This window comes from Rhizobium sp. NLR8a (assembly GCF_019685235.1).
Taxonomy (GTDB): Bacteria; Pseudomonadota; Alphaproteobacteria; order Rhizobiales; family Rhizobiaceae; genus Rhizobium.
Genome location: NZ_JABDWI010000008.1, coordinates 38,303 through 63,688 on the forward strand (window position 1 = coordinate 38,303; position 25,386 = coordinate 63,688).

Sequence of the window (25,386 nt, forward strand, 5' to 3'; positions counted from 1 at the left end):
TCATCGATAGACATCACGGCGATTGCCAATCCGCACGATGAGGATTCGCACGGTTCCATCGTCGATGCTTGCGATCACCCGATAGTCCCCGATGCGGTACTTCCAGAAGTCCCCAAGTTCAGATCCTTTAAGCGCCTCTCCGATGGATCGTGGATCGTCCAGCTTGGCAACGCGATCATTGAGAAACCGGAGGATTCGGCGAGCCGCCTCATGTCCAAGCTTCTCAAGCTCACGCTCGGCTGCCCGGTGAAACTCAATTCTCCAAGCCATGACGTGCCATCAGCTCGGCCAGCGGCACTGTATCGCTCTCACCTCGGCGAAGCTCTTCCAGGCGCTTTTCGGCGAGATAGACATCCTCGAGATCATCGAGATGTTCGAGAATGGCTTGACGCGCGTAGAAGCTCTTGCTGCGGCCCGTGCGCCTGGCAAGCTCATCGAGGCGTGCTTCGATTTCAGGTGGCAACCGCAAGGCCAACATGATTTTTCTCCTGTCTGCTATACAAATATAGCACCCGAAGCGTTCGGTCACCAGTCTCCTCCCGGAAATCTCGCTGATGCGATTACGCAATGCGAGCCCTATACGTCGGTCTCGGGCAGAGTCGAATTCCTTGTGACCCGCGAGCGTGTTGAAGCAGGATCAAAAAATTAAACGCCCGTAGGACGCCTCGGTCGCCAGAAGCGGACAAACTTCCACTCAGATTTGCTCATCAGCGCCCTCTTCCCCGCTTGCCCATCACCGCAGTTCCCAAGCGCTGGATCGCCTGACGCAGCTTGTCGCCCTCGATGCCCTCCATCATGCCTTCGAGCTTGCGCGCGGCCTCGCCCTTCAGCGGCGCGGGCGGGCGGGAGCGGCGGACGGCTTGCGACACCGGCTTCTGGACGATGCGGATCTGGTGGACGGCGGCGAAGCCGAAGAAGCTGTTGATGCGCTGGATAAGTTCGCCCTGGGCATGGGTGAGGAAGAGCGCGCGCGCGCCTTCGCAGGCGATCGTCAGCACGCCGGGGCGGAAGCTGCCGTCATCGCCGCCGCCGCGGGCCCAGGCGATCTTTTCCGGCCGGGTGCAATCGGCGAAATCCTCGCCGGCGATTTCGCTCCACGAGCCGAGCAGCGCCGTGTTGATGCCGGCGCGGCGCGCCAGGACCGGATCGATCAGCCCGTTCGCCAGTTCGGAAATCTGCTTCACATCTTTGCGTGGATAACTCATCGAAACCTTTGAACGGCGTCACGAATTGGTGCGGCCGACTTGATCGCGCGGCGTTGCTTCGCCAAGTATAGGGCCTTCCCCCCATTGCGGCAAATCATGACGACCACGACACTCGACACGCCCTCGGCAAAGCCCCTCCTCGACTGGTACGACCGCCATCACCGCGACCTGCCCTGGCGCGTTTCGCCCGGCATGGCGGCGCGCGGCGTCCGCGCCGATCCCTATCGCGTCTGGCTGTCCGAAGTGATGCTGCAGCAGACGACGGTGCAGGCGGTCAAACCCTATTTCGAGAAGTTTCTCGAGCGCTGGCCCGAAGTCTCCGATCTTGCCGCAGCCGAAAACGAGGCGGTCATGGCCGCCTGGGCGGGGCTCGGCTATTATGCGCGGGCCCGCAATCTGAAGAAATGCGCCGAAGCGGTAGCTAGGGAACATGGCGGCGTCTTTCCCGACACCGAAGAGGGACTGAAATCGCTTCCCGGCATCGGCGATTATACCGCTGCCGCCGTCGCCGCCATTGCTTTCAATCGGCGGGCCGCCGTCATGGACGGCAATGTCGAGCGGGTGATTTCAAGGCTCTATGCCATCGAAACACCGCTGCCGGGCGCCAAGCCGCTGATGAAGGCGAAGGTGGCGCTGCTGACGCCAGCGGCTCGGCCCGGTGATTTCGCCCAGGCGATGATGGATCTCGGGGCGACGATCTGCACGCCGAAGCGGCCGGCCTGTTCGCTCTGTCCGTTTCGCGATGCCTGCCAGGCGCTGAAGCTTTCCGATCCCGAGCTCTTTCCGGTCAAGGGGGCGAAGAAGGACAAGCCGGTTCGCCAGGGCGCGGCCTTCATCGCGGTGACCGCAGAGGGCGAGATCCTGCTCAGGCGGCGGGCCGATAGCGGCCTGCTCGGCGGCATGACCGAGGTGCCGACGACGGGCTGGACGGCGCGCATCGACGGCGAGACCTCCGTCACCGCCGCCCCCTTCGAGGCGGCCTGGCAATCCTGCGGCACCGTCATCCATGTCTTCACCCATTTCGAACTCCGGCTGTCGATCTGGCGGGCGGCGATCGCTGCAAAGCCGAAGCCGAATGCTGGCGTGGATGACGGATGGTGGGAACCGGTTACAAATCTTGAAGCGCAGGCCTTGCCGACCGTCATGAAAAAAGCGATCGCAGCGGCTATTCCTCTCGCGTTCAAAACATCCAGGGCATAAACATGACCATCGAAATAAGGCATATCGTTTTCGACATCGGCAAAGTTCTCATTCATTACGATCCCAATCTTCCCTTCGCCCGCCTCATTCCCGACGAGGCCGAGCGCAATTGGTTTTTCGCCAATATCTGCACCCATGACTGGAACGTCGAGCAGGACCGCGGCCGCACCTGGGCGGAGGCCGAAGCGCAGCTGATCGAAGCGCATCCGACGCGCGAGGAGCACATCCGCGCTTTCCGCAAATACTGGCACGAGATGGTCCCGCACGCTTATGAGGAGAGCGTCGCGATCATGGAGGGGCTGATCGACGAAGGCCGCGACGTGACCATGCTCACCAACTTCGCCTCCGACACTTTCCGCGAGGCGCAGCAACGTTTCCCGTTCCTGACGAAACCGCGAGGCGTCACCGTTTCCGGCGATGTCGGCCTGATCAAGCCTGACATCGCGATCTATGAGACGCATACGAAGAGCTTCGGCCTCGATCCCGCCGCGACGATCTTCATCGACGACGCACCGGCCAATGTCGAAGGCGCCAAGGCCTTCGGCTGGAACGCGGTGCGGTTTTCGGGCGCGGACAAACTGCGCAGCGATCTCGCTGCCTACGGCGTGAAGGTGTGAGAGCCATGGCCTTCGACCCGGCAGAGGAAATCGAACGCTTCCACGCCGCCATCAACGCGCTGGATTTTCCGGCGATCGAGGACTATTTCGCCGAGGACGCGACCTATGTCTCGAACGGCGTCGGCAGCCTCTCGGGGCGACCAGAGATCATGGCTGCCTTCCGGCGCTATTTCGACGATTATCCCGATCAGACGGCGGAGAATTCGCTGGTGGAAAGCCTGACGCCCCTCTCCGGCCGCGCGGTCTGGTCGCTCAGCGCCACCCACAGCCGGACCGGCAAACCGCTGCTGCGCGAGGGCGAGGAAATGATCACCTTCAATGAAGATGGCCGCATCACGCGGGTCGAAGTCACCGACTATCGCCAGTTCTGATCATTGCGCTTCCCAGCTCAAATAGAAGACGCCCGAGGCTTGAACCCCGGGCGCCTTGGTCTTCTTCCGCAACTGGAGGAAACCGGAAGAAGTTATTTCGATTCGCCAGAGCATGATGCCGAAAAGTGTAAGCGGTTTTCGGACGACATCATGCTCCAATTATCTGGTTTAGGTGGTGCTCACTCCACCTTTGCCAGATCACTGCGGATGACGGACCTGAGCTCGTCGATCGGGCGCAGGGACAGACCGTCTTCGAAGTGCCAGAAGGTCCATCCGTTGCAAGCATCGAGACCCTGCACCTTGGCGCCGAGACGATGAATGGAGCCGGCCTCGCCGCCTGATGCCACCGTGCCATCGGCGCGCACGATCGCGCTGTAGCGGCGCTTGGCGTCAGTCAGCACCTGGCCGGGCTTGATCAGGCCGCTTTCGACAAGCACGTTGAAGGCGACGCGCACCTCGGCCTTCTTGCCGGTCATGACGGTCAATTCCGCCTTGCCGAGCGGCTCGACGGCGGCGATGCGGGCGGCGGCCGCATCGATATAATCCTGCTCGCGCTCGATGCCGACGAAGTGGCGGCCGAGGCGCTTGGCGACGGCACCCGTCGTGCCCGAGCCGAAGAAGGGATCGAGCACGATATCGCCGGGCTTGGTCGAAGCCATGATGACGCGGGCGAGCAGCGCTTCCGGCTTCTGGGTCGGATGCACCTTCTTGCCGTCCTCGCCCTTCAGCCGCTCGCCGCCATTGCAGATCGGGAACAGCCAGTCCGAACGCATCTGCACGTCGTCATTGGCGGCCTTCATCGCGTCGTAGTTGAAGGTATAGCCCTTGGCCTTGGCGTTGGGGCTTGCCCAGATCATCGTCTCATGGGCGTTCTGGAAACGGCGACCCTTGAAATTCGGCATCGGATTGGTCTTGCGCCAGATGATGTCGTTCAGGATCCAGAAGTTCAGATCCTGCAGCGTGGCGCCGACGCGGAAGATATTGTGATAGGAGCCGATCACCCAGATCGAGCCCGTGGGCTTCAGCACGCGGCGGCAGGCGAGCAGCCACGCACGGGTGAAGGCGTCATAGGCCTCGAAGGAGGCGAATTGATCCCATTCGTCGTCGACCGCGTCGACCAGCGACTGGTCGGGACGATGCAGCGTTCCGCCGAGCTGGAGATTGTACGGCGGGTCGGCGAAGATCACGTCGACGGAGTGGTTGGGCAAGGCTTCAAGGGCGCTCACGCAGTCGCCCTTGATGATGGTGTCAACCCAGGAGTCCGTCTTGACGGAGGCCTTCAGGTCGGCAAGCGGAAAAACTGACGCCATTCTGATACTCACTCATACGCTTTACGCTTAACTCTCCGTTATGGTTACCCAACTTAGTTACCAAAGCCTGAAGCGATGACTGATTTCGGGAATTTATTGTGGCGGGCAATCGGGTAACGGTCCGAGAGCGGCGCCATGAGGCGATTGTTTTAATCGTTTGCTTGAAAAGCTTATCTCTGTTGAGACTGGAGGGGCACCGAATGAGGAGTACCTTTTGGTTTCTCGGTCAGGGCGATGCAGAATGCCTGCCGGGGTGCAGCGTCCATCATTGAGACATAAACATCGAAAGGCGGAATGATTTTCAATTTGATTGCAAGCTGGACACAGTCCCCAGTGTTCTTGTTGCTTTTCAAGCAAGCATCCACGCGCCTGTAATCTCCTATCACTTTGTTATCCCAAAAGTGCCTGGGAATAATTTGGTCCACCCCAAGACCATGATCTTTGAGAGCGTTACTTACTCCAGCGTCTTTCCAGGCGTATAGCCTGAGTGCTGTAACCTGATCCTCGAAATTCTGCACGATATTCTCCCTCATGGGAAAATACGACGGCGGCACAAGAATTCCCAAAGGCACTAGCCGATCCGCAAGCGAGGCCAAAGCTTCTGAATTTCCCTGGCGCGCTTCATGCCAAACGATTTTCCATGCTTCTGCGCAATTGCCCTTGCGGATCAGATTAAATGCTTGCTTCTCAAGGGCTGGCTGCTCATCAGCCGTCTGGGCAAAAACTGCAATTGGCGTAAGAGCAGCGGCTAAAGCAAATACCGTAAAGACTGCTCGAATGAGGCAAGAGCGCGAACAATTTTTTCTATCATCCATTCGAGATTTGCGCCTTCAATGCAACTTGAGCCTTACATTTCGAAGATATCCGACAGCATTGCAAGTAAAAGCGAGAAAACCTGTTTCAGACGAAAACGGGCGGAGCTCTACCAGTTCTCGCCGTCCTCACACCGCATCATGAACCCTGCGGCTGTCGGCCGGCGCCTCGCCGCGTTCGAACATGCCGTAGTCGCGCAGGACACTGGCGATGCGCAGGCGGTAATCGGCGAAGATGCCGCCGCGGCCCGCCTGCTGGGCGGACCGATGGGCCTCACGGTTGCGCCATTCCTTCACCGCCGCCTCGTCGCGGAAGAAGGAGAGCGACAGCAGCTTGCCGCGGTTGGTCAGGCTTTCGAAACGTTCGATCGAGATGAAGCCGTCGATGGTTTCGAGTTCGGCACGCAGCTCGCCGGCGAGATCGAGATATTTGTGGCGCTCGCCCATATAGGGCACGACTTCGAAGATGACGGCGATCATGGCAGCACCAGCTTTGCGTGGGGAGCAGAGACGTTTTTCAGGAAGACGCGATCCTCCTTCAGGATAAAGCGTTCGCGACGGGCGAACTCGTAATTCTCGCGGCCGAGCGGGTCGGCGGCCAGCCGGGCGCGGTAGGCTTCGTAGGCGGCGAGGCTTTCGATATTGTAGACGCCGTAAGCCGTCGTCGCCGACCCTTCATGCGGGGCGAAATAGCCGATCAGGTCGGCGCCATTCCTCGGGATCGCCTGGCCCCAGTTGCGGGCATACTCAGTGAAGACGTCCTTCTTGAAGGGGTCGATCTCATAGCGGATGAAGCAGGTGATCATCGGGTTCTCCTTTGTGCTTCCCCGTTTTCGCACATTGCCGGACGAAGATGCTTCGGTTACGATCGAACTATGAAGGAAGGACCAGACATTGCCCAGATCGGCGCGCTGATCGGCGATCCTGCGCGGGCCAACATGCTGGCGGCGCTGACCGGTGGGCGGGCGCTGACGGCGACCGAGCTTGCCGGCGTTGGCGGCATCACGCTGCAGACGGCAAGCGCGCATCTGGCCAAACTCGAAGCCGGCGGGCTGCTGAGCCAGCGCAAGCAGGGGCGCCACCGCTATTTCACGCTGGCCGACGAGGCCGCCGCCCGGCTGATCGAAAGCATGATGGGTTTTGCCGCCGGGCGCGGGCATCTGCGCCACCAGCCAGGGCCGAAGGAGCCGGCGCTGCGCAAGGCGCGCATCTGCTACGATCATCTGGCCGGCGATTATGGCGTGCGCATGCTCGACAGCCTGATTGCATCAGGCGCGATCGAGGCGGTCGGAGAGGGTCTGGCGCTGACGGAAAAGGGCGAGAGCGATCTCGCCCGCATCGGCATCGACGTCGGCAATCTCAAATCCTCGCGCCGCCCGCTCTGCCGCTCCTGCCTCGACTGGAGCGAAAGACGAGCGCATCTGGCGGGCAGCCTCGGCAAGGCGCTGCTGTCGAGCTTCCTTGACAGGGGCTGGGCGAGGCGCACCGCCGAAAGCCGCTCGATCATCTTTTCACCGGAGGGCGACCGGCAGTTCCTGAGGCTGTTTCCGTTAGAGGCGTAGCGCCTTTAAAATCTCACGTCCAACCGGGCATTGGCGCTGTGACGGTTGAGGCCATCGCCGAATTCTCCGCGGTACGATAAGGATGCGGCCGCTGCCTCGGTCAACTGCAATGCCACCGATCCGCCCGCAACGACGCTGTTTTCGGCATTACGCAGCCCTCTAACCGCGAAACTGCCACCATTTTCAAATGTCAGGGCGGAAAGCGGGGCATCCTGATCGGCGATCCGCCTCCAGGCGAAATCCAAACCCGTTGTGATGCTCTTTCCGGCGAGCGAAGCCTGCCGTTTCGTCCGTAGCCCGACCGTCGTTGCAAACAGATCTTCACGCGCACTCTCGCCCGAAAGGGAGGCAGCGCCGCCGTCCTCGTGAAAGCTGTCGCGCTGGCCGATTGCACAGTCCAGTCTGCCGAACGGCGTCACGATCAGGTCAGGGGAAAGGCCGAAGTCGAATGACGCCTCCGAGAAAAACTGGGCGGTACTGCCATGATAGCTTGCCGTTTGACTGTCGGAAAAACCGTCAAAGGCAATGTCGCGGCGCGTTTCGATGTCGTGCCAGCTATTCGACGCCCCGAACTTGACCTGCAGTCCGCCGAATCGCTGGGCGGCATAGAGGCCAAGATGCACGCTGTCGATATTGGCCGTGGAGCCAAGGTCCGGGATCTGGAAAGACGATTGTCCGACGCCTGCGAACACCCCGGCCGAACGATCGTCGATCACCCAGTCGACACCGTACAGCGCACCGCCGCGCGCCGTCGTCGCGCTGGAGGCGTTTCCGTCGCCCTTCAACCAGGAAAGATTGCCATAGGCGCTCGTCCATGCCTTGCCGCCGGTCTCGAACGCCTCGTTCAGCCGGTCATAGACCGCATTGCGCACGTCATCGGCTTCGCTGAAAAGGCCATTTTGCAACGAGGCGTGAATCTCGCCGGAGAGCTGATCGAACGCATCCCTCGCTTCTGCCCTGTCGCTATAAAGAATCGCATTGTAGAGCGCCAGGCTGCTGGAACCGCTCGTCTGGTCGAGAAAGTCGAGCCCGTAAGCCGACTGTTGCTGATTAAAGGTGAGGGCGGCGCTCGGGAACAGAGAGCCGGGGCTCAGCACGGTACGCAGGGTCAAGGTTACGTCGGTGGCGGAATAGCTGAGGAAAGACTTCAGGAAGGCGGAATCGATCTCCAGATCGCCAAAGGTGCCCGACACGGCGCCGGCGGAGACGATCGTGTAGGACTGGCCGTTGATGTAACTCACGGCCGGGTCCCATAGGATTGCCTGGACTTTGGCGCCGTTCAGGAAGGCGGTGCCGGTGACATCGACCTTGTCGCTCAGCCCGGCGCTGCCGATCTCGACCTCGAAAAGAGTGAGTGGATCGAGGTTCAGATCTCCGGAGACCGCGAGGGTTCCAATCGAATTGCCAGGAGCAAGGACGCTGTTTGCGGCAAGCGAGGCGGTGCCGACGCTTCCCGTTCCCTGAAGTCTTGCGCCGGAACCGATGTTGACCGCACCAGTCAGGCTGCCATTGACCGACAGCGTGCCGTCAAGCACATCCGTATCGCCGCTATAGCTGCTGTTTCCAGTCAGGTGAAAGAGGCCATCGCCAGTCTTGACGAGACTGCCATCGCCGGTGATCGACCCGGCGAAAGTGGTTGAACTGTCGTCGCCGCCGACCGTGAGTGTCGCCGTGTTAAAAAGGTTCACATCTCCGCCCGACGAACCGCCGCCGGCGAGCGAGCCGATGGTTTCGGAGGTGGCGACGTCGAGCCCGGTTCCGGCAAGATCAGTAATGGTCACGCCCGCTCCGTCGGCCAATGCATTGCCGTTCTGGATGAATAACCGCCCCTGGTCGATCACCGTATCGCCGGAACGCGTGTTGTTGCCGGAAAGGGTCAGTGTCCCCGCGCCAGTCTTGGTCAGCCGTCCGGTACCCGACACGTTGCCGGCGAAGGTCACAGCATAGCCGTTCGTGTTCACGGTGCCACCGGCGCCTCCGATGACCACACCCCGGGCGGCTGGAGACGCAACAGTGCCGAATGTCTGCAACGTCGCGCCGTCGAGGGTCACGGTATTGGTGGCGCTGCCATCACCGAGAGATGCGGATGAGGACACAAAGAGGGTTCCTCCCAGTACATTCATGGCTCCGGAAAAACTGTTGGGTCCAAATAGCCCAAAAGTGCCGGTGCCCGACTTTGTAACGGACCCGCTGCCGGATATGACCCCGCCGAACGATCCGCTCCCGCCGGAGGCGCCGAGGGACAGGCTTGCACTGCCGAGCAGAATGTCGCCGCCGCCGGATAGGCTCGCAACAGCCTGATTGAAGCCGCCCATATCCAATTGGGTGCCATTATTCATGAAGAGTCCAGAAGAGGTGGAAAGCGCATTGGCCGACATCAACTGCAATGTGCCGGCTGAGATGGTCGTTGCACCTGTAAAGGACTGGCGGCTGCTGAGCGTGACGGTGCCGGTGCCGGCTTTGGTCAGACCGCCGTCACCTGATATAACTCCGTCGAAAGTGGTCGAGCTATTGTCAGCTCCAACGGAAAGAACGGCGTTGCCGGCGACGTCGACACTCCCACTACCGGTTAGTGCATCGACAGCTTCACTTGTCTTGATAGTCAACGTCCCGTCGAGATTGATGTCCGCAAGGCCCCCGAACACCTTGCCGCCATCAGCAGTCAGTGTCGCGCCGGACAGGACATCGATCGAGAGGCCCCCTTGCGCGATTCCCGACCAGAGAAAATCCCCGGAAATCGTCAGCCCGCGGGTGGCGATGATCTCGCCGGAATAATTTCCGGATCCGATCGCCAGCGTTTCCGTCGTGCCTATCATGCCGGAGCCGTAGAGGTTGTTGAGCGAGGCGTCGTACGTTCTTAGATCCAGGGTCGAGCCTGACGACAATCGAAGCGAATCGAGCGTCGAAAGATTTGCAGCGGTGGCGGCATCGAGAATGTTTAGCGTCCGGTTGGCGGAGAGCGCGACTTCGCCGACGCCGACGAACCTGCCCTGCCAGTTTCCGCCCCGGCTGAAGGTCACACTGTTTGCGCCGTCGATCGTTCCATCGAATGTGAAGTCTCGGATCTCAAGATTAGCATTGTTGAGGCGGATGGTGCCGCTGCCGGCAAGAGAGGCTATCCAATCGTTGTGCGTCCCGAAGTCGATGGTTGCGCCGGATGCAACGGTTGTCGTGGTGGCGCGGAGCAGTGCCCCTTGACCGTCCCCCGGGATCAGTAGCGTGCCAGAATCGACATAAACGTCCTGGCCTCCGCCCGAGAAGAAGTTATCCGCAAGCGTGACGGTGCCGGTGTCGCCGGCGCCGCCGAAATGAAGTTCCGCGGCCGTCCCGGCCCGATAAAGCCTGAGATTCAGATCACTACCGGCAATGGCGGAGAAACGCACAACGGCGCCGTTCATAATATCCATTTCCGGCACCAGGTTGACGGTTCCGGCCCCCACGGATCTGATCCATCCACCCGTCGACATGTCGACCTGATCCGTTCCCAACTCGCCGCCGTTGCTGATCTCGACATAGGAATCGAGCAAGGGATCGCTTTGCGCGGTAACGGCTGAAAGGAAGAGTGGAATAAAGGCTGAACCGGCCACGGCGAAGTGAACTGAAATACGGCCCTGTGCTTTCATCAGAATCAACTTTATTGAAGAAAATTAAACGCGGAAGCTGTATAAACCGCCTCCCCGCCCAGGGCAGAGTCTAAACTTTGCATTGATCAGGTAAGCAGACGAAAAGAAAAATGAGTGAGACAAGGCTTTACGCAGGAGTGAATGACTTCGCCGCGGACACTCTGTGGGTCGAGGCGGCCGGCTTGATGCGACATCCCTCCTATCGCGGCGCGGTGCTATCCTATTGCGAGGCAATGGTTGCACGCGTGCCGAAGGTGTTGCCTGCCAACAAGCTTTTTGCCCAGAAGCAGCGCTATCTCGTTTCCTTCGTGCTGATTTGTCTTTACATTCAGTGGCTTCAAGCGCGTGGCCCAGCGCCATCGCTTGCCCTTCTTCAGCGCGCTGCACCCGGCAGCCCGCGCCAGATCGCCGATTTCACCGGCGGGCTGCGTGACCGGGGCCTTGTCACCGCGATGTCACTGGAGACGGATCGCCGTACGCAAATCCTGAAGCCGGGTCTGGCATTGATGCGGGAAATCGCACACTCGCCATTGGCCATTTTGAGATCCTTCGAGCTCCTGGCGCCGCCTCTGCCCATCCGCCCGGACGAACTCGCCCAGGACGAGGACGTGCTGGCGCGCTGGCTGGCGCTCTCCGCGGAACGTTATGCGTTGAAGGACGACCTATTCGGCCCATTTCCGGCCATCGTGCGCCACAGCGAAAGAGATGCCGGCCACCTCGTTTTCTGCGCCGTCATCGCCGAGGCGCTGCGCGAGCGCCCGGCCGACGCGAAGGTCCCCGCAAGCCTGACTTATCGAGCGCTTGCGGAGCGCTTCGGCGTGTCCCGTCAGCATATCAGCAACATCCTCGACGAAGCCGCTGAGAAGGGCTGGTATTGCGTCTCCGCGGGGGGCGAACTCGCCTCGATGCCCGATGGGACGCTCCTTCAGTTCGAGACCTGGGTGGCCGGACAGATGGTCCATTACAGCCGCCTGACGGCGCTGATCGGCGGCAAAAGAGTCGAAGCCGCCGCGCCGAACGATTAAATCGGCCTAAGGTCCGAGGCCTTGTCCGACTGAGTGCCTAGATCAGGAACAGCCGGGTAAAACCGTCGTTTGTCAAACAGTCGTCCATCCACTCCGGATGCGACGGCAACTGACAAACAATCGGAGGAATATCCTATGATGAAGGTAACACATCTGGCATTGGCAGCGGCCCTTCTGGCCGGCACGGCGGCTTCCGGCTTTGCGCAGTCTTCGAGCACAGTCGGCACCGGCGGTTCGACGGCGGGCGGCGGAACTGCGAGCAGCACCGTCGGTACTGGTGGCAGCTCTGCCGGGGGCACCTGCCCGGCTGGTGCGACCAACTGCAATTCCGGTTCGTCCTCGACGCTCGGCACCGGCGGCTCGTCGGCTGGCGGCGGGACGTCGAGCAGCACGGTCGGTACCGGCGGCTCGGCCGCGGGCTCGGGCTCTGGATCCGGTTCCGCCTCTACGCTTGGCACCGGTGGCTCGTCGGCCGGCGGCGGCACGTCCAGCAGCAGCGTGGGCACCGGCGGTTCCGCCGCAGGTTCGGGCGATGCAAATTCGGCCTCGAGTGTCGGAACCGGCGCTTCGTCGGCGGATGGAGACAAGACCGGCAGCACCGTCGGCACCGGCAGCAGCGCGGCAGGCAGCTCACACGACAATAAGGGCAAGAAAGGCTGCGCGCCTGGCCAGGTCAAGAAGGGTGCCGCCGGCACCGAGGATTGCAAATGATGATCCCGGCCGGCGCTTCCGGGCGCCGGCCAAACTCTTGGAGAGAAACCAATGACCCGGTTTTCCACAATCGCACTGGCCGCTTCGCTCATTGTGATCGCCGGCCCGACAATGTCGGAAGAGATCAAGCTCGACGACGGGACGACGTGCACGATCGTCCAATCCCAGGCGGGAGACACGTCAACCACCGTCACGGCCGGCAACGGGCACGTGTCCTCGTCGACCACGACGGGCAGCGGTTCGACCGGCTCCACTTCGTCATCCGCCTCGGCGGGCTCCTCGGCGGGATCGGGAAGCGTCGACAGCTTTTCGACGGCAAGCGTGACCCGGCCGGACGGCACCGTCATCACGAAACGGTCCGATGGAACCTGCTCCATCACCAAGCCGAACAAATAGGAGATGGCAATGAAACCCATCAACTTTATCGCCGCCGCCTCGATCGCGCTCCTCGCATCGAGCCCGGCCGCCCTTGCGGAGGAGTGTAATGCGGCCGGAACCGTCGGCACGGCGGGAAGCGCTTCGGCCGGAGGCACATCCGCCAGCTCGGTCGGAACGGCGGGCGCCTGCCAGACCGATGGCGGCACGACATCGTCGATCGGATCTGGCGGAAGTGCGGCCACGGTCGACGGAAAGGCGCAAAGCAAGACTCATATCAACGATAATGGCGACAAGCTGAAGGCGCAGACCAAGGCCCAGGCCGTCGACAAGGGCACGTTCAGCAAGTCCCGCACCAAGACCAGCACGGACGGCAGCTCGCTCGACAGCACGACTCGTACGATGTCGCATGTTCCGGGCGAAAAGCCGGTGAAAAGCACCACCACTCAGAAGATCATTCTGCCGGAACAATAATTGCCCGGGGCTCGCCGCTTGAACTTCGACGAGCCCTGCCCCTCCAGTATCACCATTGAGCAGCGACCACGGAGCCGGTCGCTTGCCGCATCGCAGCCATGCTTGAGATCAGGTTGAGCTTTGCCCGGTGATCGTGTAAAGCCGCAGCATCCCCGCACAAGACCAGATTTCCAGCAAGGCGTGAACAATGGACGGCTTCGATCTCATCATCTTCGACTGCGACGGTGTCCTCGTCGATTCCGAAATCATCGCGGCCGAAGTCGAATCCGCACTGCTGACGGAGGCCGGATATCCGATCGGCGTCGAGGAAATGGGCGAGCGTTTCGCCGGCATGACCTGGCACAACATCCTGCTGCAGGTCGAGCGCGAGGCCAGCATCCCGCTTTCGGCCTCGCTGCTGGATAAATCCGAGCAGCTGCTCGACCTCAGGCTGGCGAATGACGTCAAGGCGATCCCGGGCGTCGAATTCGCCGTCTCCAGGCTACCGATGAAGCGCTGCATCTGCTCGAATTCGAGCACGAAGCGGCTCGACATGATGCTCGGCAAGGTCGGCCTGAAGCCGCTGTTTGCGCCCAACGTCTTCTCCGCCAAGGATCTCGGCGCCGACCGCGTCAAGCCGAAGCCGGATATCTTCCTGCACGGAGCAAGCCGCATGGGCGTCTCTCCCGACCAGACGGTCGTGGTCGAGGATTCCGTCCACGGCGTGCACGCCGCCCGCGCCGCCGGCATGCGCGTCATCGGCTTCACCGGCGCCTCGCACAGCTACCCCGCCCATGCCGACAAACTCACCGATGCCGGCGCCGAGACGGTGATCTCACGCATGAACGACCTGCCGGGCGTGGTTGCCGCGCTGGCGGCGTGGGAAGGCGTGCTCTAGGCCTGGACCATTTCGCTCGGCTGCTGCCGATGCGGTCGCGGCACTACCTCTCCTCCGCGCCGGCGGGGCTTATGCATCCCGGCACCGCCTCTCCTCCGTCATCCCAGGGCTTGACCCTGGGATCCATGCGGCTGGCACTGCGTGAGGAGCGGCGACATTTCCCCGTGGGCAAGCAATTGAGGCCGAGTGCCGGTCGTGGATCCCAGAGTCAAGCCCTGAAATGACGGTGTGGGCGTGGCAATGGCTGAGATTGCGGCTATGTCCTCTCGGCATCCAACGGATATCCCGAGCATGACAAAGGCAGGCCTAGCTGCTCTTCTTCGTCTTCGCCGGCTGGGTGTCGAAGCCGACGTTGACGCGCACCAGGGCGCCGGCGCCGACCGGCATCTTGATGCCTTCCTTGCGGAAGATGACCTGCGTGCCCGGCGAGCCCGCCGGGATTTCGGTCGGGAACTTGGTGACTTCGGAGTAGAGCACGTTCTCGCCGTCGAGGACGCTGACGCGGATCGGCAGCGTCACCGGGCCGGGAGCGCCCGCCGGGCCCGTGATGAGGCGCAGTTGGGCGACGACGGTCATCGTCAGGTTGGTATCGTTCAGCATGCACTGGCGGGTGTAATCGCCGAAGGAGGCCTGGACGGCGATCTGCTGCGGATCGTCCTTCTTGCCCTTGGCGTAAGTGCGGAAGATCGCATCCTGATCGCGCATGAAGATCTGCGGGCAGGCGCCCTGGACGACCGGGGCGACGGTGCCCTGCGCAGTCGTGGCCGTGCCGATCGACGGATTGTTGGACGACGGATTGGCGGGCGCCAGCGGCATGATCTGGGCATTGCCGTTCGGCTGGGCGGGCGCTGCCTCCGGTTTGCTGTCGCCGCCTATGCCGAGCGAATTGCAGCCGGCGAGCAGGGCGACAAGAGAAGCGGAGACGATGAGACGCGAGACCTTGCCGAGCACGATATTCCACCCCTTGCACAAGCGTTTCTTGGAGGCCCCATGTCTTTTGCGTGAGGCCTTTCACGACGGTTGGCGATGGTCTATATCAGCGGCTCAAACAAAAATCGATTGGGTACGCGCCGTTTTGATGCACTTTTCGCCGCCGGATGCGGGCAACTTCAACAAGATAACGGCGATCATATGTCGGCAGGGCCGCACCTTCTCGGTTTCCGGCGAAGCAGGCCACGGCCGCGCCCGGCCGGATTTTCTCCAGCGATAGATCAAGGATGACGAACGTGGACTATATCTCGACCCGCGGCGAGGCCCCTTCCCTCGGCTTTTGCGACGCCCTCTTGACGGGGCTGGCGCGCGACGGCGGGCTCTATATTCCCAGTGAATGGCCGCACTTCTCCAAGAAGGAGATCCGGGCGCTCCGGGGCAAGAGCTATCAGGAGATCGCCTTCACCATTCTCTCGCCCTTCACCAATGGCGAGATCCCCGAGGCGACCTTCCGGGCAATGATCGACGAGGCCTACGGCACCTTCCGCCATCCGGCGATCGCGCCGCTCGTCCAGACCGGGCCGAACAGCTTCGTCATGGAGCTGTTCCACGGCACGACGCTTGCCTTCAAGGACGTGGCGATGCAGCTGCTCGCCCGGCTGATGGATTATGCGCTGGAAAAGCGCGGCGAGCGGGCGACGATCGTCGGCGCCACCTCCGGCGATACCGGCGGCGCGGCGATCGACGCCTTTGCCGGCCGCGAGCGCACCGACATCTTCATCCTCTTCCCGCACGGCAAGGTCTCGCCGGTGCAGCAGCGGCAGATGACCACTTCGACGTCTTCGAATGTGCATGCGCTCGCCGTCGAAGGCAATTTCGACGACTGCCAGAACCTGGTGAAGGCGATGTTCAACGACGCGGCCTTCCGCGACAGGGTCCGTCTCTCCGGCGTCAACTCGATCAACTGGGCCCGCATCATGGCCCAGATCGTCTATTATTTCACGACGGCGGTGGCGCTCGGCGGGCCGGACCGGAAGGTCTCGTTCACGGTGCCCACGGGCAATTTCGGCGACATCTTCGCCGGCTACTGCGCCAAGCGCATGGGCCTGCCGATCGACCGGCTCGTCATCGCCACCAACGAGAACGACATTCTCACCCGCACGCTGAAGACCGGCCGCTACGACATGAAGGCAGTCAAGGCGACGAGTTCGCCGTCGATGGATATCCAGATCTCGTCGAACTTCGAGCGGCTGCTGTTCGAAGCCTATGGGCGCGATGCCTCGAAGGTGCGCGCCGCGATGGAAAGCCTCAAGCAATCCAACGGCTTCGAGATCGGCGCGCAAGCGCTGAAGGCGATCCGCCGCGATTTCCGCGCCGGCCGCGCCAGTGAGCGGCAGGTGGCCGAGACGATCCGCAAGACCCATGCCGAGACCGGTTATCTGCTCGATCCGCATTCGGCGATCGGCGTCTTCGTGGCGAAGAAGAAGGAAAAGGCGAATACGCCGATGGTGACGCTTGCGACCGCGCATCCGGCGAAATTCCCCGTCGCCGTAAAATCGGCCAGCGGTATTGACCCGGCGCTTCCGACGTGGCTTGCTGGTCTGATGCAAAGGGAGGAGCGCTTCCAGATCATCAAACCGGAGCTGAAAGCCGTTGAAACCTTTATCGGCCAGCACGCCCGCAGCGAGACGACAGCAGGCGCAGAAAGATAGCCAATGACAGTTGAGTGCACCCGGCTCAAATCCGGGCTGACAGTAGTCACAGAAACCATGCCGCACCTGGAAAGCGTTGCGCTCGGAGTCTGGATCAAATCGGGATCGCGCAACGAGACGGAAGACGAGCACGGCATCGCCCACCTGCTCGAACACATGGCCTTCAAGGGCACGGCGCGCCGCACGGCCCGCCAGATCGCCGAAGAGATCGAGGATGTCGGCGGCGAGGTCAACGCCGCCACCTCGACCGAGACGACCTCCTATTATGCCCGGGTGCTGAAGGACCACGTGCCGCTCGCCGTCGACATCCTCGCCGACATCCTGACGGAATCGGCCTTCGAGGAGGAGGAGCTGGAGCGTGAGAAGCAGGTGATCCTGCAGGAGATCAACGCCGCCAACGATACCCCCGACGACGTCGTGTTCGACCGTTTCTCCGAGGCCGCCTATCGTGACCAGACGCTCGGACGCGCCATTCTCGGCACGCCGGAGACCGTCGTCTCCTTCACGCCGCAGCAGATCCGCACCTATCTCGGCCGCAACTACACGACCGATCGGATGTTCGTGGTCGCCACCGGCGCCGTCGACCACCAGGAATTCCTGCGCATGGTCGAGCAGCGTTTCGCCAGCCTGCCGACGCAGCCTTCGGCGCCGCCGGTGATGGAAGCGGCGCGTTATATCGGCGGCAGCGTGCGCGAGCCGCGCGACCTGATGGACGCGCAGATCCTGCTCGGTTTCGAGGGCAAGCCCTACCACGCCCGCGACTTCTACTGCTCGCAGATCCTCGCCAATATCCTCGGCGGCGGCATGTCCTCCAGGCTGTTCCAGGAAGTGCGCGAGTTCCGCGGCCTCTGTTATTCCGTCTACGCCTTCCACTGGGGCTTTTCCGATACCGGCATCTTCGGCATTCATGCCGCTACCGGCGGAGAAAACCTGCCGGAGCTGGTGCCTGTGATCATCGACGAGCTGCACAAGTCGGCCAGCGAGATCCACCAGAAGGAGATCGAACGCGCCCGCGCCCAGATCCGCGCCCAGCTGCTGATGGGCCAGGAGAGCCCGGCCGCCCGCGCCGGCCAGATCGCACGGCAGATGATGCTCTACGGCCGGCCGATCTCCAATCCGGAGATGATGGAACGGCTGGAGGGCATCACCATCGAGCGGCTGACCGACCTCGCCGGCCGGCTGTTCTACGATACGGTGCCGACGCTTTCGGCAATCGGGCCGCTGGAACAGCTCGCGCCGATGGAAGACATCATCGCCTCGCTTTCGGTCCCGGCGCCGAAGACGATGCAGGCCAGCTGAGCCGACGTCCGTCTGCCGGGAGTGATCGATGCCAAAATCGGTGTTTCGGTTCCTGTCGCGGCAGCCGGATGCGGTGGAGCTGGAGAATGAGAAATACCTCTTGCGCCTGCCGCGCTACCAGGATTTCACCCAGTGGCACCGGCTGCGCGCCGAAAGCCGCAAATTCCTCGAACCCTGGGAGCCGACCTGGCGGCGCGACGAGCTGACGGAGGGCGCCTACCGCGCGCGCGTCATCCGCGGCAAGCAGGAATATGCCTCGGGACAGTCGATCCCGCTGTTCATCTTCCTCAAGGAAAACCGCACGCTCGTCGGCGGCATCACCATCGGCTATATCAGGCGCGGTGCGGCACAAAGCTGCATGATCGGCTACTGGATGGGCGAACGCCATGCCGGCCAGGGGCATATGTATGCGGCCCTTCAGTTGGTTATTCCTTACATCTTCTCCGGGCTTGAGTTGCACCGTATTGAAGCAGCCTGTATTCCAGATAACGCGCGCAGCATGCGTCTGCTTGAAAAGGCCGGGTTTCAGCGGGAAGGTTATCTGCGCGGATATTTGAAGATCAACGGTCAGTGGCACGACCACGTGATGTTCTCACGGCTCGCCACCGATACGGATAAAGGCAGGAAAACCGACAGCCGATGACCAGAAACAGCATGCTGCCCAAGTCACCGTCCGGACGAGTGATCGCGGTGATCGCAGCCCTTTTCCTGGCGGTCTTCGCCCTTTCGGCGGGCGTTGCCCAGGCGGCCGAACCGGTGAAGATTTCCCGTGACGATACCGCGCTCGATCTCACCGCGACGACCGAGATCTATGCCAACCAGGGCGAGGCCTTCCAGGTGTCGACGGCCGCCGGCGCCGACGGCATCCGCCGGCGCATCGAGGTCCGGGCGAGCTCGGAAAACCATCAGGGCGACTGGGCGGTGTTTGCGCTCGCCAACGTCTCGGAGGAACAGCTGGAGCGCGTCATCGTCGCCCCGCATTTCCGTCTGGTCAATTCCAAGCTGTTCTGGCCGGATCTCGGCTCGCAGCGCATCAGCGCCATCACGCCGAGCGAAGGTTTTGCGCTCGACCGGCAGCCGAGCGACGAGGCCGACGTCTTCCGCATCACGCTGAACCCCGGCGCCGTCATCACCTTCGTCGCTGAGCTGTCGACGCCGGAACTGCCGCAGATCTATCTCTGGGAACCGAACGCCTACAAGGATACGATCAACGCTTTCACGCTCTATCGCGGCATCGTGCTCGGCATTGCTGGCCTGCTCGCCGTGTTCCTGACCATCCTCTTCGTCGTCAAGGGCACGTCGATGCTGCCGGCAACCGCCGCCCTTGCCTGGGCGGTGCTCGGCTATATCTGCGTCGACTTCGGTTTTCTCGGCAAGCTGATCAGCGTCGCCTCGGCCGACCAGCGAATATGGCGGGCCTGCGCGGAGGTGGCGCTGGCCTCGAGTTTCGTCATCTTCCTCTTCACCTATCTGAACCTCAACCGCTGGCACGCGCATCTCGGCTACGCCACGCTCGCCTGGGTGCTCGGCCTGGCCCTGCTCTTCGGCGTGGCGATCTACGATCCGTCGATCGCCGCCGGCATTGCCCGGCTTTCCTTTGCGCTGACGGCGGCGACCGGCCTGCTGCTCATCATCTATCTCGGCTTCAACCGCTACGACCGCGCCATTCTGCTGGTGCCGGCCTGGGCGCTGACGCTTGTCTGGCTGTTCGGCGCATGGCTGACGGTCACCGGCCGGCTCGACAACGACATCATCCAGCCGGCACTCGGCGGCGGCCTGGTGCTGATCGTGCTGCTGATCGGCTTTACCGTCATGCAGCACGCCTTTGCCGGTGGTGCCTTCCAGCAGGGGCTGTTTTCCGACCTCGAGCGGCAGTCTCTGGCCTTGACCGGCTCCGGCGACATGGTGTGGGACTGGGATGTGGCGCGCGACCGCGTCGTCACCATCCCCGACGTCTCAGTCAAGCTCGGCCTCTCCCCCGGCACCATGCATGGGGCAGCGCGCAACTGGCTGCCGCGGCTGCACCCCGACGACCGCGACCGCTTCCGCGCCACGCTCGACGTGCTGCTCGAACACCGGCGCGGCCGGCTCAATCACGAGTTCCGCATTCGCGCCGAGGACGGGCATTTCCACTGGCTGCTGATCCGCGCCCGGCCGGTGCTCGGCTCCAACGGCGAAATCATCCGCTGCGTCGGCACGATTGTCGACGTGACCGAGCCGAAGAACTCCGTCGAGCGGCTGCTGCACGATGCGCTGCACGACAATCTGACCGGCCTGCCGAACCGGCAGGTCTTCCTCGACCGGCTGCAGTCTGTGCTGGCGTTGGCGCCGGCCGGCGAGACGCTGCGTCCGACTGTCATGGTGATCGATATCGACCGCTACAAGCTGGTCAATGATTCGCTTGGAGTGGCCGCCGGCGACAATATCCTGATTGCCCTGACGCGGCGCCTGCGGCGTCTGATGAAGCCACAGGACACGCTGGCGCGGCTTGCCGGCGACCAGTTCGGCCTCATCCTGGTCTCCGAGCACAATCCGGCCAAGGTCGCCGATTTTGCCGATGCAGTCAGCAAGGCGATCATGGTGCCAATCAACTTCGCCAGTCGTGAGATCATCCTGACGGCCTCGATCGGGCTCGCTTCCTGGGTCGACCGGCAGGAGAGCGCCAGCGGGCTGCTGAGCGACGCCGAGCTTGCGATGTATCGGGCAAAACGGGCCGGCGGCAACCGCGTCGAACCGTTCCAGCCGGCCTTCCGCGATTTCGGCACCGACCGGCTGCAGCTCGAAACCGATCTGCGCCGGGCCATCGAGCGCAAGGAATTGTCGATGGTCTACCAGCCGATCGCCCGGCTCGAGGACGTCGAGGTCGCCGGCTTCGAGGCGCTGATGCGCTGGGAACATCCGAAGCGCGGCAATATCCCGCCGTCGGAATTCATCCCGCTTGCCGAGTCCTCCGACATCATCGGGGCGCTCGGCATGTTCGCGCTCGAACAGGCGACCAACGACCTGATGAGCTGGCAGAGCCAGACCGGCGAATTGCCGATCTTCGTGTCGATCAACCTGTCGAGCGTGCAGCTGCTCAACAACGAGCTCTATGACGACGTGCGTTCGGTTCTCGCCAAGACGCATTGCCCGCCTTCGCGGCTGAAACTGGAACTGACGGAATCCATGGTGATGGAGAATCCGGAACAGGCCCGCCTCGTGCTGCAGAAGCTGAAGGAAGCCGGCATCGGCCTGGCGCTCGACGATTTCGGCACCGGCTATTCCTCGCTTGCCTATCTCACCCGCTTCCCCTTCGATACGATCAAGCTCGACAAGGCGCTGGTGCGCGACAGCAGCGACAAGAAGGCGACCGTGCTCCGATCGGTGATATCAATGGCGCGCGAGCTGGAGATGAAGGTGGTGGCCGAGGGAATCGAATCCAACGAGGACGCGATCGAGCTTGCCAAGATGGGCTGCAGCTACGGGCAGAGCTATCTGTTCGGCCCGCCGATGCCCTCGGACTCGGTGCTGCGGCTGCTTCGTGACCGGTTTCCGCTGACGAAACGGGCGTGATCACCGGCGACGACCTCCCTAGAAATGGCGATTGACCGGCGGCCGGCAATATGCGCCACTCCCTTATCACATAAGGAATTTGCGATGCTCAAACTTCTGCTCGCCCTGTCGATCGGCGTCTTTTTCGTTTCGCCGCTTCAGGCCGGTGACGTCCCTCCCGTCATGAAGGCCTGCGTGCCTGGGGTGAAGCATTGTGAACGATGGACTCAGGAATTCCAGACGGCGCTGGCGCTGGCACAGAAGGGCGATCATGCCGCACAGCAGACCGTGGCTTTCTGCTTGTCTTCCGGATGCCATGGCGCGGTGAACGTCGACAAGGTTGCCTCCTGCAGCTGGCACCTCGTCATCACCAATTCGGCTGCGGCCACCGTGCTCGACCGGTCCAACCTCAGGAACACCTGCCGGCCGATGACGCCGGCTCAGAAGGACGAAGCCCGTGCTCACGCCGGCGAGCTCGTCCGCAAGATCTACAATCGTGACATGGCGGCGACCGACCAGATGTAGCCTGGCCTCCTCCGGTTCTCGGCAACGGCTGGCGCGAAAAATAAATCCCGTTGCCGTCCCGGCTTTCGCAGCTATGCTGCCGACACAGAAAATCGGGAGGACCATAATGATCCTGCACTGCGTGTTCCTGCGGCTGAAGACGGCGCTGACGATGGACGACAAGCAATCGCTGTTCGAGGCGATCGTCGCGCTGAAACAGGTCATCCCCGGCATTTTGGATATCAAGTACGGGCCGAATGTTTCGCCCGAGGGCCTGCATGCCGGCTTCGTCGATGGCTTTGCCGTGACCTTCGAAAGCGCTGAAGCGCGGGATGCCTATCTCGTCCATCCCGCCCATGTTGCCGTCGGCGAACGTATCGTCGCCTCGACGGACGGCGGCCTTGCCGGCATCCTGGTCTTCGACCTCAATCTTTAGCGTCTAAAGCGCGCCGCTTGAATCAAAGCCTCATGCGACGCGCTTTCAGAGCGGCCAGCCTTTAGCTCGATTTCGCCATGGCGGCGGCGAGCTGGTCGACATTGTAGCGGAACATCTTCTCATAGGTCGGCGCCGGGCCCTCGGCGTCGGAGAGCGATTCGACAAAGAGCTCGCCGCCGGGCTCGGCGCCGGTTGCCTTGGCGACCTGCTTGACGAGGCGCGGATCGTTGGAATTCTCGAAGAAATAGGCCTTCACATGCTCGCTCTTGATCTGCTCGATCAGCTTGGCGACGTCGGCGGCGGAAGCCTCGCTCTCGGTGGAAAGACCGAGCGGCGCGAGGAAGCTGACATTATATTCGCGGCCGAAATAGCCGAAGGCATCATGGCTGGTCAGCACCTTGCGGCGGTCGTCGGCGATCTTGTCGAATTTCGAATGGGCGTATGTGTTGAGCTCGTCGAGCGTCTTTGAATATTTCTCGGCATTGGCCTTGAAGGCAGCGGCATCGGCCGGATCGGCCGCCGACAGCGCCTTTTCGATATTGGCAACCCAGACCTTGACGTTGACGGGACTGTTCCAGACATGCGGGTCGGTGATCTCAGAACCATCCTCTTCCATCGTGCGGGTGGCGATGCCTTCGGAGACCGTCACCGGCTTGCCCTTGTAGCCGGAGGCGGTGATCAGCCGGTCCATCCAGCCTTCCAGCCCTTCGCCGCTGACGAAGGTGACCTGCGCCGCCTTCAAATTCTTAGCATCGGCGGGTGACGGTTCGAATTCGTGCGGATCGCCGTTCGGGCCGACGAGGCTCGTCACCTTCACATGATCGCCGCCGACCTCTTTGACGACATCGGCAAGCACGGTGAAGGAGGCAACGATTTTCAGCGTTTCGGCCGAGGCGGGTGCGGCCGAGAGCGCCATCAGGGAGGGCAGTGCGGCGGCGGAGAGAAGCAGTCTGCGTGAGGTCATCGAAGTCTCCTTGGGGTCAGCCCTTCAGATGCGGGCGGGGAAAGAGGCGCCGGGCGATGCCGGATGGCGCGAAAAGGATTGAGAAGGCGTAGATCAGGGCTGCCGTCATGATGATCGTCGGGCCGGAGGCGAGTTCGAGATGGTAGGAGGCGATCAGGCCAAGATAGCCGGAGGCGGCGGCGCTGGCGGTGGCAATCAGCATCATGGCGGGCAGGCTGCGCGACCAGAGCTGGGCGACGGCGGCCGGCAGCATCATCAGGCCGACCGCCATCAGCGTGCCGAGCGCCTGGAAGCTGGCGACGAGGTTCAGCACCACCAGCAGCAGGAAGAGGACATGATAGGCCGGGCCGCGGCCGCCGACGGCGCGCAGGAAACCCGGATCGAAGCATTCGGCCACCAGCGGCCGGTAGATGGCGGCGAGGACGACGAGCGTCAGCGAAGTGATCGCGCCGATCTGATAGAGAGCGGGCGCATCGATCGCCAGGATGGTGCCGAACAGCACATGCAGCAGATCGATGTTCGAGCCGCGCAGCGAGACGATCAGCACGCCGAGCGCCAGCGATGCGAGATAGAAGCTGGCAAAGCTCGCATCCTCCCGCAGCACGGTCATGCGGCTGACGGCACCCGAAAGCAGCGCCACCGAAAGGCCGGCGACAAGGCCGCCCAGGCCCATCGCCGTCAGCGACAACGAGCCGGCGAGGAGATAGCCGATCGCCGCCCCCGGCAGCACCGCATGGCTCATGGCGTCGCCCATCAGGCTCATGCGTCTCAGCATCAGGAAGACGCCGATCGGCCCCGAGCCGAGCCCGAGGCAGAGGCAGGCGACGAGGGCACGCCGCATGAAACCGAAATCGGCAAAGGGCGCCAGGAAGAGATCGTAGGCCGTCATGCCGCCGGCGCCTCTCGCGGTGAGCAGGCCGCGGCGTCCTCGTCCCAGCGCTCGGACATGGCGCGCGCCCTCATCAGATTGGCGGAGGACATGACCTCGGCGGTCGAGCCCCATCCGACAAGCTCGCGGGCAAGCAGCAAGGTTTGCGGGAAATGCGCCCGGACGAGCTCGAAATCGTGCAGCACGGCGATGACAGTGCGGCCCTCGCCGTGCCAGCGGATGACGAGTTCGACGAGATCCCGGGTCGTGCGGGCATCGATTGCGGTAAAAGGCTCGTCGAGCAGAATGACGCCGGCATCCTGCAGCAGCAGGCGGGCAAAGAGCACACGCTGGAACTGGCCGGCCGAGAGCGACCCGACATGGCGACTGGCAAAGCCGTCGAGGCCGACGGCGGCAAGCGCCTCGCCTGCTCTCTTCAGGTCGAGGGGGCCGACACGGCCGAAGGCTCCCCTCGCCTTCCAGACGCCGAGCATGACGGTGTCGATGACCGAGATCGGAAAGCGGCGATCGATCTCGGCCGCCTGCGGGAGATAGCCGAATTCCGCCCGGCCGAGCCGGTGCTCGACCCGGCCCTCGGCCGGACGAAGCTCACCCATGATCGCCTTCAGCAGCGTCGACTTGCCCGCCCCGTTCGGCCCGGCAATCGCCGTCAGGCTGCCCGGCGCAAAGGCGCCGGAGACATGATGGACGGCTGGATGCCTGTTATAGGCGATGGTCAGATCGTCGAGGCGGATCAGCGGCGTCATGGCAGCAGAACCGCCCAGCGGATGGCGAGCCAGAGGACGGCAATGACCAGTGTGATGCCGACTGCCCTCGATAAGGCCGATTGTCCCATGAGGCTGATGGGAAGGCGATCGGGGTTTCGCGGCATGGCTGATCCTAAAATGTAATAACATTACTGCTGTAATGTTATAACGATTGCGGCAAGATTGAGGCTTGGACTATCGTGGAATTGAAAA

General features: G+C 62.5%; 27 protein-coding genes. 15 read left to right on the top strand and 12 right to left on the bottom strand.

The features are described 5' to 3' along the window. The 3 genes from HJC04_RS16350 to HJC04_RS16360 all read right to left on the bottom strand — a co-directional run bounded on the left by HJC04_RS16350 (position 1) and on the right by HJC04_RS16360 (position 1,205). Complete coding sequence (locus HJC04_RS16350; protein ID WP_221122530.1) at positions 1–270, bottom strand: type II toxin-antitoxin system RelE/ParE family toxin; 270 nt, start codon at positions 268–270, stop codon at positions 1–3. After that, positions 254–478, bottom strand: coding sequence for a DUF6290 family protein (locus HJC04_RS16355; protein ID WP_210631686.1), 225 nt, complete (start codon positions 476–478; stop codon positions 254–256). The genes HJC04_RS16350 and HJC04_RS16355 overlap by 17 nt, the downstream gene beginning before the upstream one ends. A 229-nt stretch (positions 479–707) precedes the next feature. Then, entirely contained in the window at positions 708–1,205 is a 498-nt protein-coding gene (locus tag HJC04_RS16360; RefSeq protein ID WP_210628890.1) for a DUF721 domain-containing protein, read from the bottom strand. A gap of 96 nt (positions 1,206–1,301) precedes the next feature. Between HJC04_RS16360 and mutY the strand changes: the two genes are divergently transcribed. The 3 genes from mutY to HJC04_RS16375 are packed head-to-tail and all read left to right on the top strand — an operon-like array spanning position 1,302 to position 3,393. Further along, entirely contained in the window at positions 1,302–2,405 is a 1,104-nt protein-coding gene (mutY, locus tag HJC04_RS16365) for an A/G-specific adenine glycosylase (RefSeq protein ID WP_210628891.1), read from the top strand. Between the two features lie 2 nt (positions 2,406–2,407). Next, on the top strand, positions 2,408–3,022 hold the full coding sequence (locus HJC04_RS16370; RefSeq protein WP_210628892.1) for an HAD family phosphatase: 615 nt from the start codon (positions 2,408–2,410) through the stop codon (positions 3,020–3,022). A gap of 5 nt (positions 3,023–3,027) precedes the next feature. After that, positions 3,028–3,393 carry a nuclear transport factor 2 family protein gene (locus tag HJC04_RS16375; RefSeq protein ID WP_221146650.1) on the top strand — a complete coding sequence of 122 codons (366 nt, stop codon included), beginning with the start codon at positions 3,028–3,030 and terminating at the stop codon, positions 3,391–3,393. Positions 3,394–3,572: 179 nt separating this feature from the next. Here HJC04_RS16375 and HJC04_RS16380 read toward each other — a convergent pair whose 3' ends face one another. From HJC04_RS16380 to HJC04_RS16395, 4 genes are all read right to left on the bottom strand, one after another. Further along, positions 3,573–4,703, bottom strand: a complete 1,131-nt coding sequence (locus HJC04_RS16380) for a site-specific DNA-methyltransferase (RefSeq protein WP_221146651.1) — start codon at positions 4,701–4,703, stop codon at positions 3,573–3,575. A 170-nt stretch (positions 4,704–4,873) separates the two neighbouring features. Beyond that, a complete protein-coding gene (locus HJC04_RS16385) occupies positions 4,874–5,518 on the bottom strand; it encodes a hypothetical protein (protein WP_210628895.1) in 645 nt (214 codons plus the stop codon). Between the two features lie 126 nt (positions 5,519–5,644). Beyond that, positions 5,645–5,995, bottom strand: a complete 351-nt coding sequence (locus tag HJC04_RS16390) for an antibiotic biosynthesis monooxygenase (RefSeq protein ID WP_210628896.1) — start codon at positions 5,993–5,995, stop codon at positions 5,645–5,647. Next, entirely contained in the window at positions 5,992–6,321 is a 330-nt protein-coding gene (locus HJC04_RS16395; RefSeq protein WP_210628897.1) for an NIPSNAP family protein, read from the bottom strand. The genes HJC04_RS16390 and HJC04_RS16395 overlap by 4 nt, the downstream gene beginning before the upstream one ends. Positions 6,322–6,390: 69 nt before the next feature. Between HJC04_RS16395 and HJC04_RS16400 the strand changes: the two genes are divergently transcribed. Further along, entirely contained in the window at positions 6,391–7,077 is a 687-nt protein-coding gene (locus HJC04_RS16400; protein ID WP_221146652.1) for a helix-turn-helix transcriptional regulator, read from the top strand. Positions 7,078–7,082: 5 nt separating this feature from the next. Here the strand turns inward: HJC04_RS16400 and HJC04_RS16405 are convergent, their stop codons facing one another. Further along, the gene (locus tag HJC04_RS16405) at positions 7,083–10,700 is read right to left on the bottom strand and encodes an autotransporter domain-containing protein (RefSeq protein ID WP_221146653.1); all 3,618 of its coding nucleotides are present in this window, start codon (positions 10,698–10,700) and stop codon (positions 7,083–7,085) included. A 110-nt stretch (positions 10,701–10,810) separates the two neighbouring features. On the opposite strand from HJC04_RS16405, the gene HJC04_RS16410 reads away from it, so the two are divergent. From HJC04_RS16410 to HJC04_RS16425, 5 genes are all read left to right on the top strand, one after another. After that, the gene (locus tag HJC04_RS16410) at positions 10,811–11,725 is read left to right on the top strand and encodes a MarR family transcriptional regulator (RefSeq protein ID WP_221146654.1); all 915 of its coding nucleotides are present in this window, start codon (positions 10,811–10,813) and stop codon (positions 11,723–11,725) included. A 135-nt stretch (positions 11,726–11,860) separates the two neighbouring features. After that, on the top strand, positions 11,861–12,436 hold the full coding sequence (locus HJC04_RS31785; RefSeq protein WP_210628902.1) for a hypothetical protein: 576 nt from the start codon (positions 11,861–11,863) through the stop codon (positions 12,434–12,436). A gap of 51 nt (positions 12,437–12,487) precedes the next feature. Further along, a complete protein-coding gene (locus tag HJC04_RS31790) occupies positions 12,488–12,832 on the top strand; it encodes a hypothetical protein (protein WP_210628903.1) in 345 nt (114 codons plus the stop codon). Between the two features lie 9 nt (positions 12,833–12,841). Next, positions 12,842–13,285, top strand: coding sequence for a hypothetical protein (locus HJC04_RS16420; RefSeq protein ID WP_210628904.1), 444 nt, complete (start codon positions 12,842–12,844; stop codon positions 13,283–13,285). A 187-nt stretch (positions 13,286–13,472) separates the two neighbouring features. Next, on the top strand, positions 13,473–14,162 hold the full coding sequence (locus HJC04_RS16425) for an HAD family hydrolase (RefSeq protein ID WP_210628905.1): 690 nt from the start codon (positions 13,473–13,475) through the stop codon (positions 14,160–14,162). 306 nt (positions 14,163–14,468) lie between these two features. Here the strand turns inward: HJC04_RS16425 and HJC04_RS16430 are convergent, their stop codons facing one another. Beyond that, positions 14,469–15,116, bottom strand: coding sequence for a hypothetical protein (locus tag HJC04_RS16430; RefSeq protein ID WP_210631687.1), 648 nt, complete (start codon positions 15,114–15,116; stop codon positions 14,469–14,471). Positions 15,117–15,379: 263 nt separating this feature from the next. Here HJC04_RS16430 and thrC point away from each other — a divergent pair, with 263 nt between their 5' ends. From thrC to HJC04_RS16460, 6 genes are all read left to right on the top strand, one after another. Then, a complete protein-coding gene (gene thrC / locus HJC04_RS16435) occupies positions 15,380–16,804 on the top strand; it encodes a threonine synthase (RefSeq protein WP_221146656.1) in 1,425 nt (474 codons plus the stop codon). A 3-nt stretch (positions 16,805–16,807) separates the two neighbouring features. After that, entirely contained in the window at positions 16,808–18,103 is a 1,296-nt protein-coding gene (locus HJC04_RS16440) for a pitrilysin family protein (protein ID WP_210628907.1), read from the top strand. Positions 18,104–18,131: 28 nt separating this feature from the next. Further along, on the top strand, positions 18,132–18,746 hold the full coding sequence (locus tag HJC04_RS16445) for a GNAT family N-acetyltransferase (protein WP_210628908.1): 615 nt from the start codon (positions 18,132–18,134) through the stop codon (positions 18,744–18,746). Then, a complete protein-coding gene (locus tag HJC04_RS16450; protein WP_210628909.1) occupies positions 18,743–21,655 on the top strand; it encodes a sensor domain-containing phosphodiesterase in 2,913 nt (970 codons plus the stop codon). Before HJC04_RS16445 ends, HJC04_RS16450 begins: the two co-directional genes overlap by 4 nt. A gap of 84 nt (positions 21,656–21,739) precedes the next feature. Next, positions 21,740–22,159 carry a hypothetical protein gene (locus HJC04_RS16455; RefSeq protein WP_210628910.1) on the top strand — a complete coding sequence of 140 codons (420 nt, stop codon included), beginning with the start codon at positions 21,740–21,742 and terminating at the stop codon, positions 22,157–22,159. Positions 22,160–22,265: 106 nt separating this feature from the next. Next, positions 22,266–22,574, top strand: coding sequence for a Dabb family protein (locus HJC04_RS16460; protein WP_210628911.1), 309 nt, complete (start codon positions 22,266–22,268; stop codon positions 22,572–22,574). Between the two features lie 61 nt (positions 22,575–22,635). Here the strand turns inward: HJC04_RS16460 and HJC04_RS16465 are convergent, their stop codons facing one another. From HJC04_RS16465 to HJC04_RS16475, 3 genes are read right to left on the bottom strand one after another with little or no spacing between them, the layout of a single operon-like run. Further along, entirely contained in the window at positions 22,636–23,538 is a 903-nt protein-coding gene (locus HJC04_RS16465) for a metal ABC transporter solute-binding protein, Zn/Mn family (protein WP_221146657.1), read from the bottom strand. A gap of 16 nt (positions 23,539–23,554) precedes the next feature. Continuing rightward, entirely contained in the window at positions 23,555–24,427 is an 873-nt protein-coding gene (locus HJC04_RS16470; RefSeq protein ID WP_221122527.1) for a metal ABC transporter permease, read from the bottom strand. Then, entirely contained in the window at positions 24,424–25,173 is a 750-nt protein-coding gene (locus HJC04_RS16475; protein WP_221122526.1) for a metal ABC transporter ATP-binding protein, read from the bottom strand. The genes HJC04_RS16470 and HJC04_RS16475 overlap by 4 nt, the downstream gene beginning before the upstream one ends. Positions 25,174–25,386 lie beyond the last annotated feature (213 nt).

Excerpts from the sequence above, each read along its gene's own strand:
- HJC04_RS31785 (WP_210628902.1), top strand. The coding sequence starts at position 11,861 with ATGATGAAGGTAACACATCTGGCATTGGCAGCGGCCCTTCTGGCCGGC.
- HJC04_RS16400 (WP_221146652.1), top strand. The coding sequence starts at position 6,391 with ATGAAGGAAGGACCAGACATTGCCCAGATCGGCGCGCTGATCGGCGAT.
- HJC04_RS16460 (WP_210628911.1), top strand. The coding sequence starts at position 22,266 with ATGATCCTGCACTGCGTGTTCCTGCGGCTGAAGACGGCGCTGACGATG.
- HJC04_RS16440 (WP_210628907.1), top strand. The coding sequence starts at position 16,808 with ATGACAGTTGAGTGCACCCGGCTCAAATCCGGGCTGACAGTAGTCACA.
- HJC04_RS16410 (WP_221146654.1), top strand. The coding sequence starts at position 10,811 with ATGAGTGAGACAAGGCTTTACGCAGGAGTGAATGACTTCGCCGCGGAC.
- HJC04_RS16420 (WP_210628904.1), top strand. The coding sequence starts at position 12,842 with ATGAAACCCATCAACTTTATCGCCGCCGCCTCGATCGCGCTCCTCGCA.
- HJC04_RS16355 (WP_210631686.1), bottom strand. The coding sequence starts at position 478 with ATGTTGGCCTTGCGGTTGCCACCTGAAATCGAAGCACGCCTCGATGAG.
- HJC04_RS16395 (WP_210628897.1), bottom strand. The coding sequence starts at position 6,321 with ATGATCACCTGCTTCATCCGCTATGAGATCGACCCCTTCAAGAAGGAC.
- HJC04_RS16445 (WP_210628908.1), top strand. The coding sequence starts at position 18,132 with ATGCCAAAATCGGTGTTTCGGTTCCTGTCGCGGCAGCCGGATGCGGTG.
- HJC04_RS16360 (WP_210628890.1), bottom strand. The coding sequence starts at position 1,205 with ATGAGTTATCCACGCAAAGATGTGAAGCAGATTTCCGAACTGGCGAAC.
- mutY (WP_210628891.1), top strand. The coding sequence starts at position 1,302 with ATGACGACCACGACACTCGACACGCCCTCGGCAAAGCCCCTCCTCGAC.
- HJC04_RS16405 (WP_221146653.1), bottom strand. The coding sequence starts at position 10,700 with ATGAAAGCACAGGGCCGTATTTCAGTTCACTTCGCCGTGGCCGGTTCA.
- HJC04_RS31790 (WP_210628903.1), top strand. The coding sequence starts at position 12,488 with ATGACCCGGTTTTCCACAATCGCACTGGCCGCTTCGCTCATTGTGATC.
- HJC04_RS16470 (WP_221122527.1), bottom strand. The coding sequence starts at position 24,427 with ATGACGGCCTACGATCTCTTCCTGGCGCCCTTTGCCGATTTCGGTTTC.
- HJC04_RS16385 (WP_210628895.1), bottom strand. The coding sequence starts at position 5,518 with ATGGATGATAGAAAAAATTGTTCGCGCTCTTGCCTCATTCGAGCAGTC.
- HJC04_RS16475 (WP_221122526.1), bottom strand. The coding sequence starts at position 25,173 with ATGACGCCGCTGATCCGCCTCGACGATCTGACCATCGCCTATAACAGG.
- HJC04_RS16350 (WP_221122530.1), bottom strand. The coding sequence starts at position 270 with ATGGCTTGGAGAATTGAGTTTCACCGGGCAGCCGAGCGTGAGCTTGAG.
- thrC (WP_221146656.1), top strand. The coding sequence starts at position 15,380 with ATGACGAACGTGGACTATATCTCGACCCGCGGCGAGGCCCCTTCCCTC.
- HJC04_RS16370 (WP_210628892.1), top strand. The coding sequence starts at position 2,408 with ATGACCATCGAAATAAGGCATATCGTTTTCGACATCGGCAAAGTTCTC.
- HJC04_RS16455 (WP_210628910.1), top strand. The coding sequence starts at position 21,740 with ATGCTCAAACTTCTGCTCGCCCTGTCGATCGGCGTCTTTTTCGTTTCG.
- HJC04_RS16465 (WP_221146657.1), bottom strand. The coding sequence starts at position 23,538 with ATGACCTCACGCAGACTGCTTCTCTCCGCCGCCGCACTGCCCTCCCTG.
- HJC04_RS16390 (WP_210628896.1), bottom strand. The coding sequence starts at position 5,995 with ATGATCGCCGTCATCTTCGAAGTCGTGCCCTATATGGGCGAGCGCCAC.
- HJC04_RS16375 (WP_221146650.1), top strand. The coding sequence starts at position 3,028 with ATGGCCTTCGACCCGGCAGAGGAAATCGAACGCTTCCACGCCGCCATC.
- HJC04_RS16380 (WP_221146651.1), bottom strand. The coding sequence starts at position 4,703 with ATGGCGTCAGTTTTTCCGCTTGCCGACCTGAAGGCCTCCGTCAAGACG.
- HJC04_RS16425 (WP_210628905.1), top strand. The coding sequence starts at position 13,473 with ATGGACGGCTTCGATCTCATCATCTTCGACTGCGACGGTGTCCTCGTC.
- HJC04_RS16450 (WP_210628909.1), top strand. The coding sequence starts at position 18,743 with ATGACCAGAAACAGCATGCTGCCCAAGTCACCGTCCGGACGAGTGATC.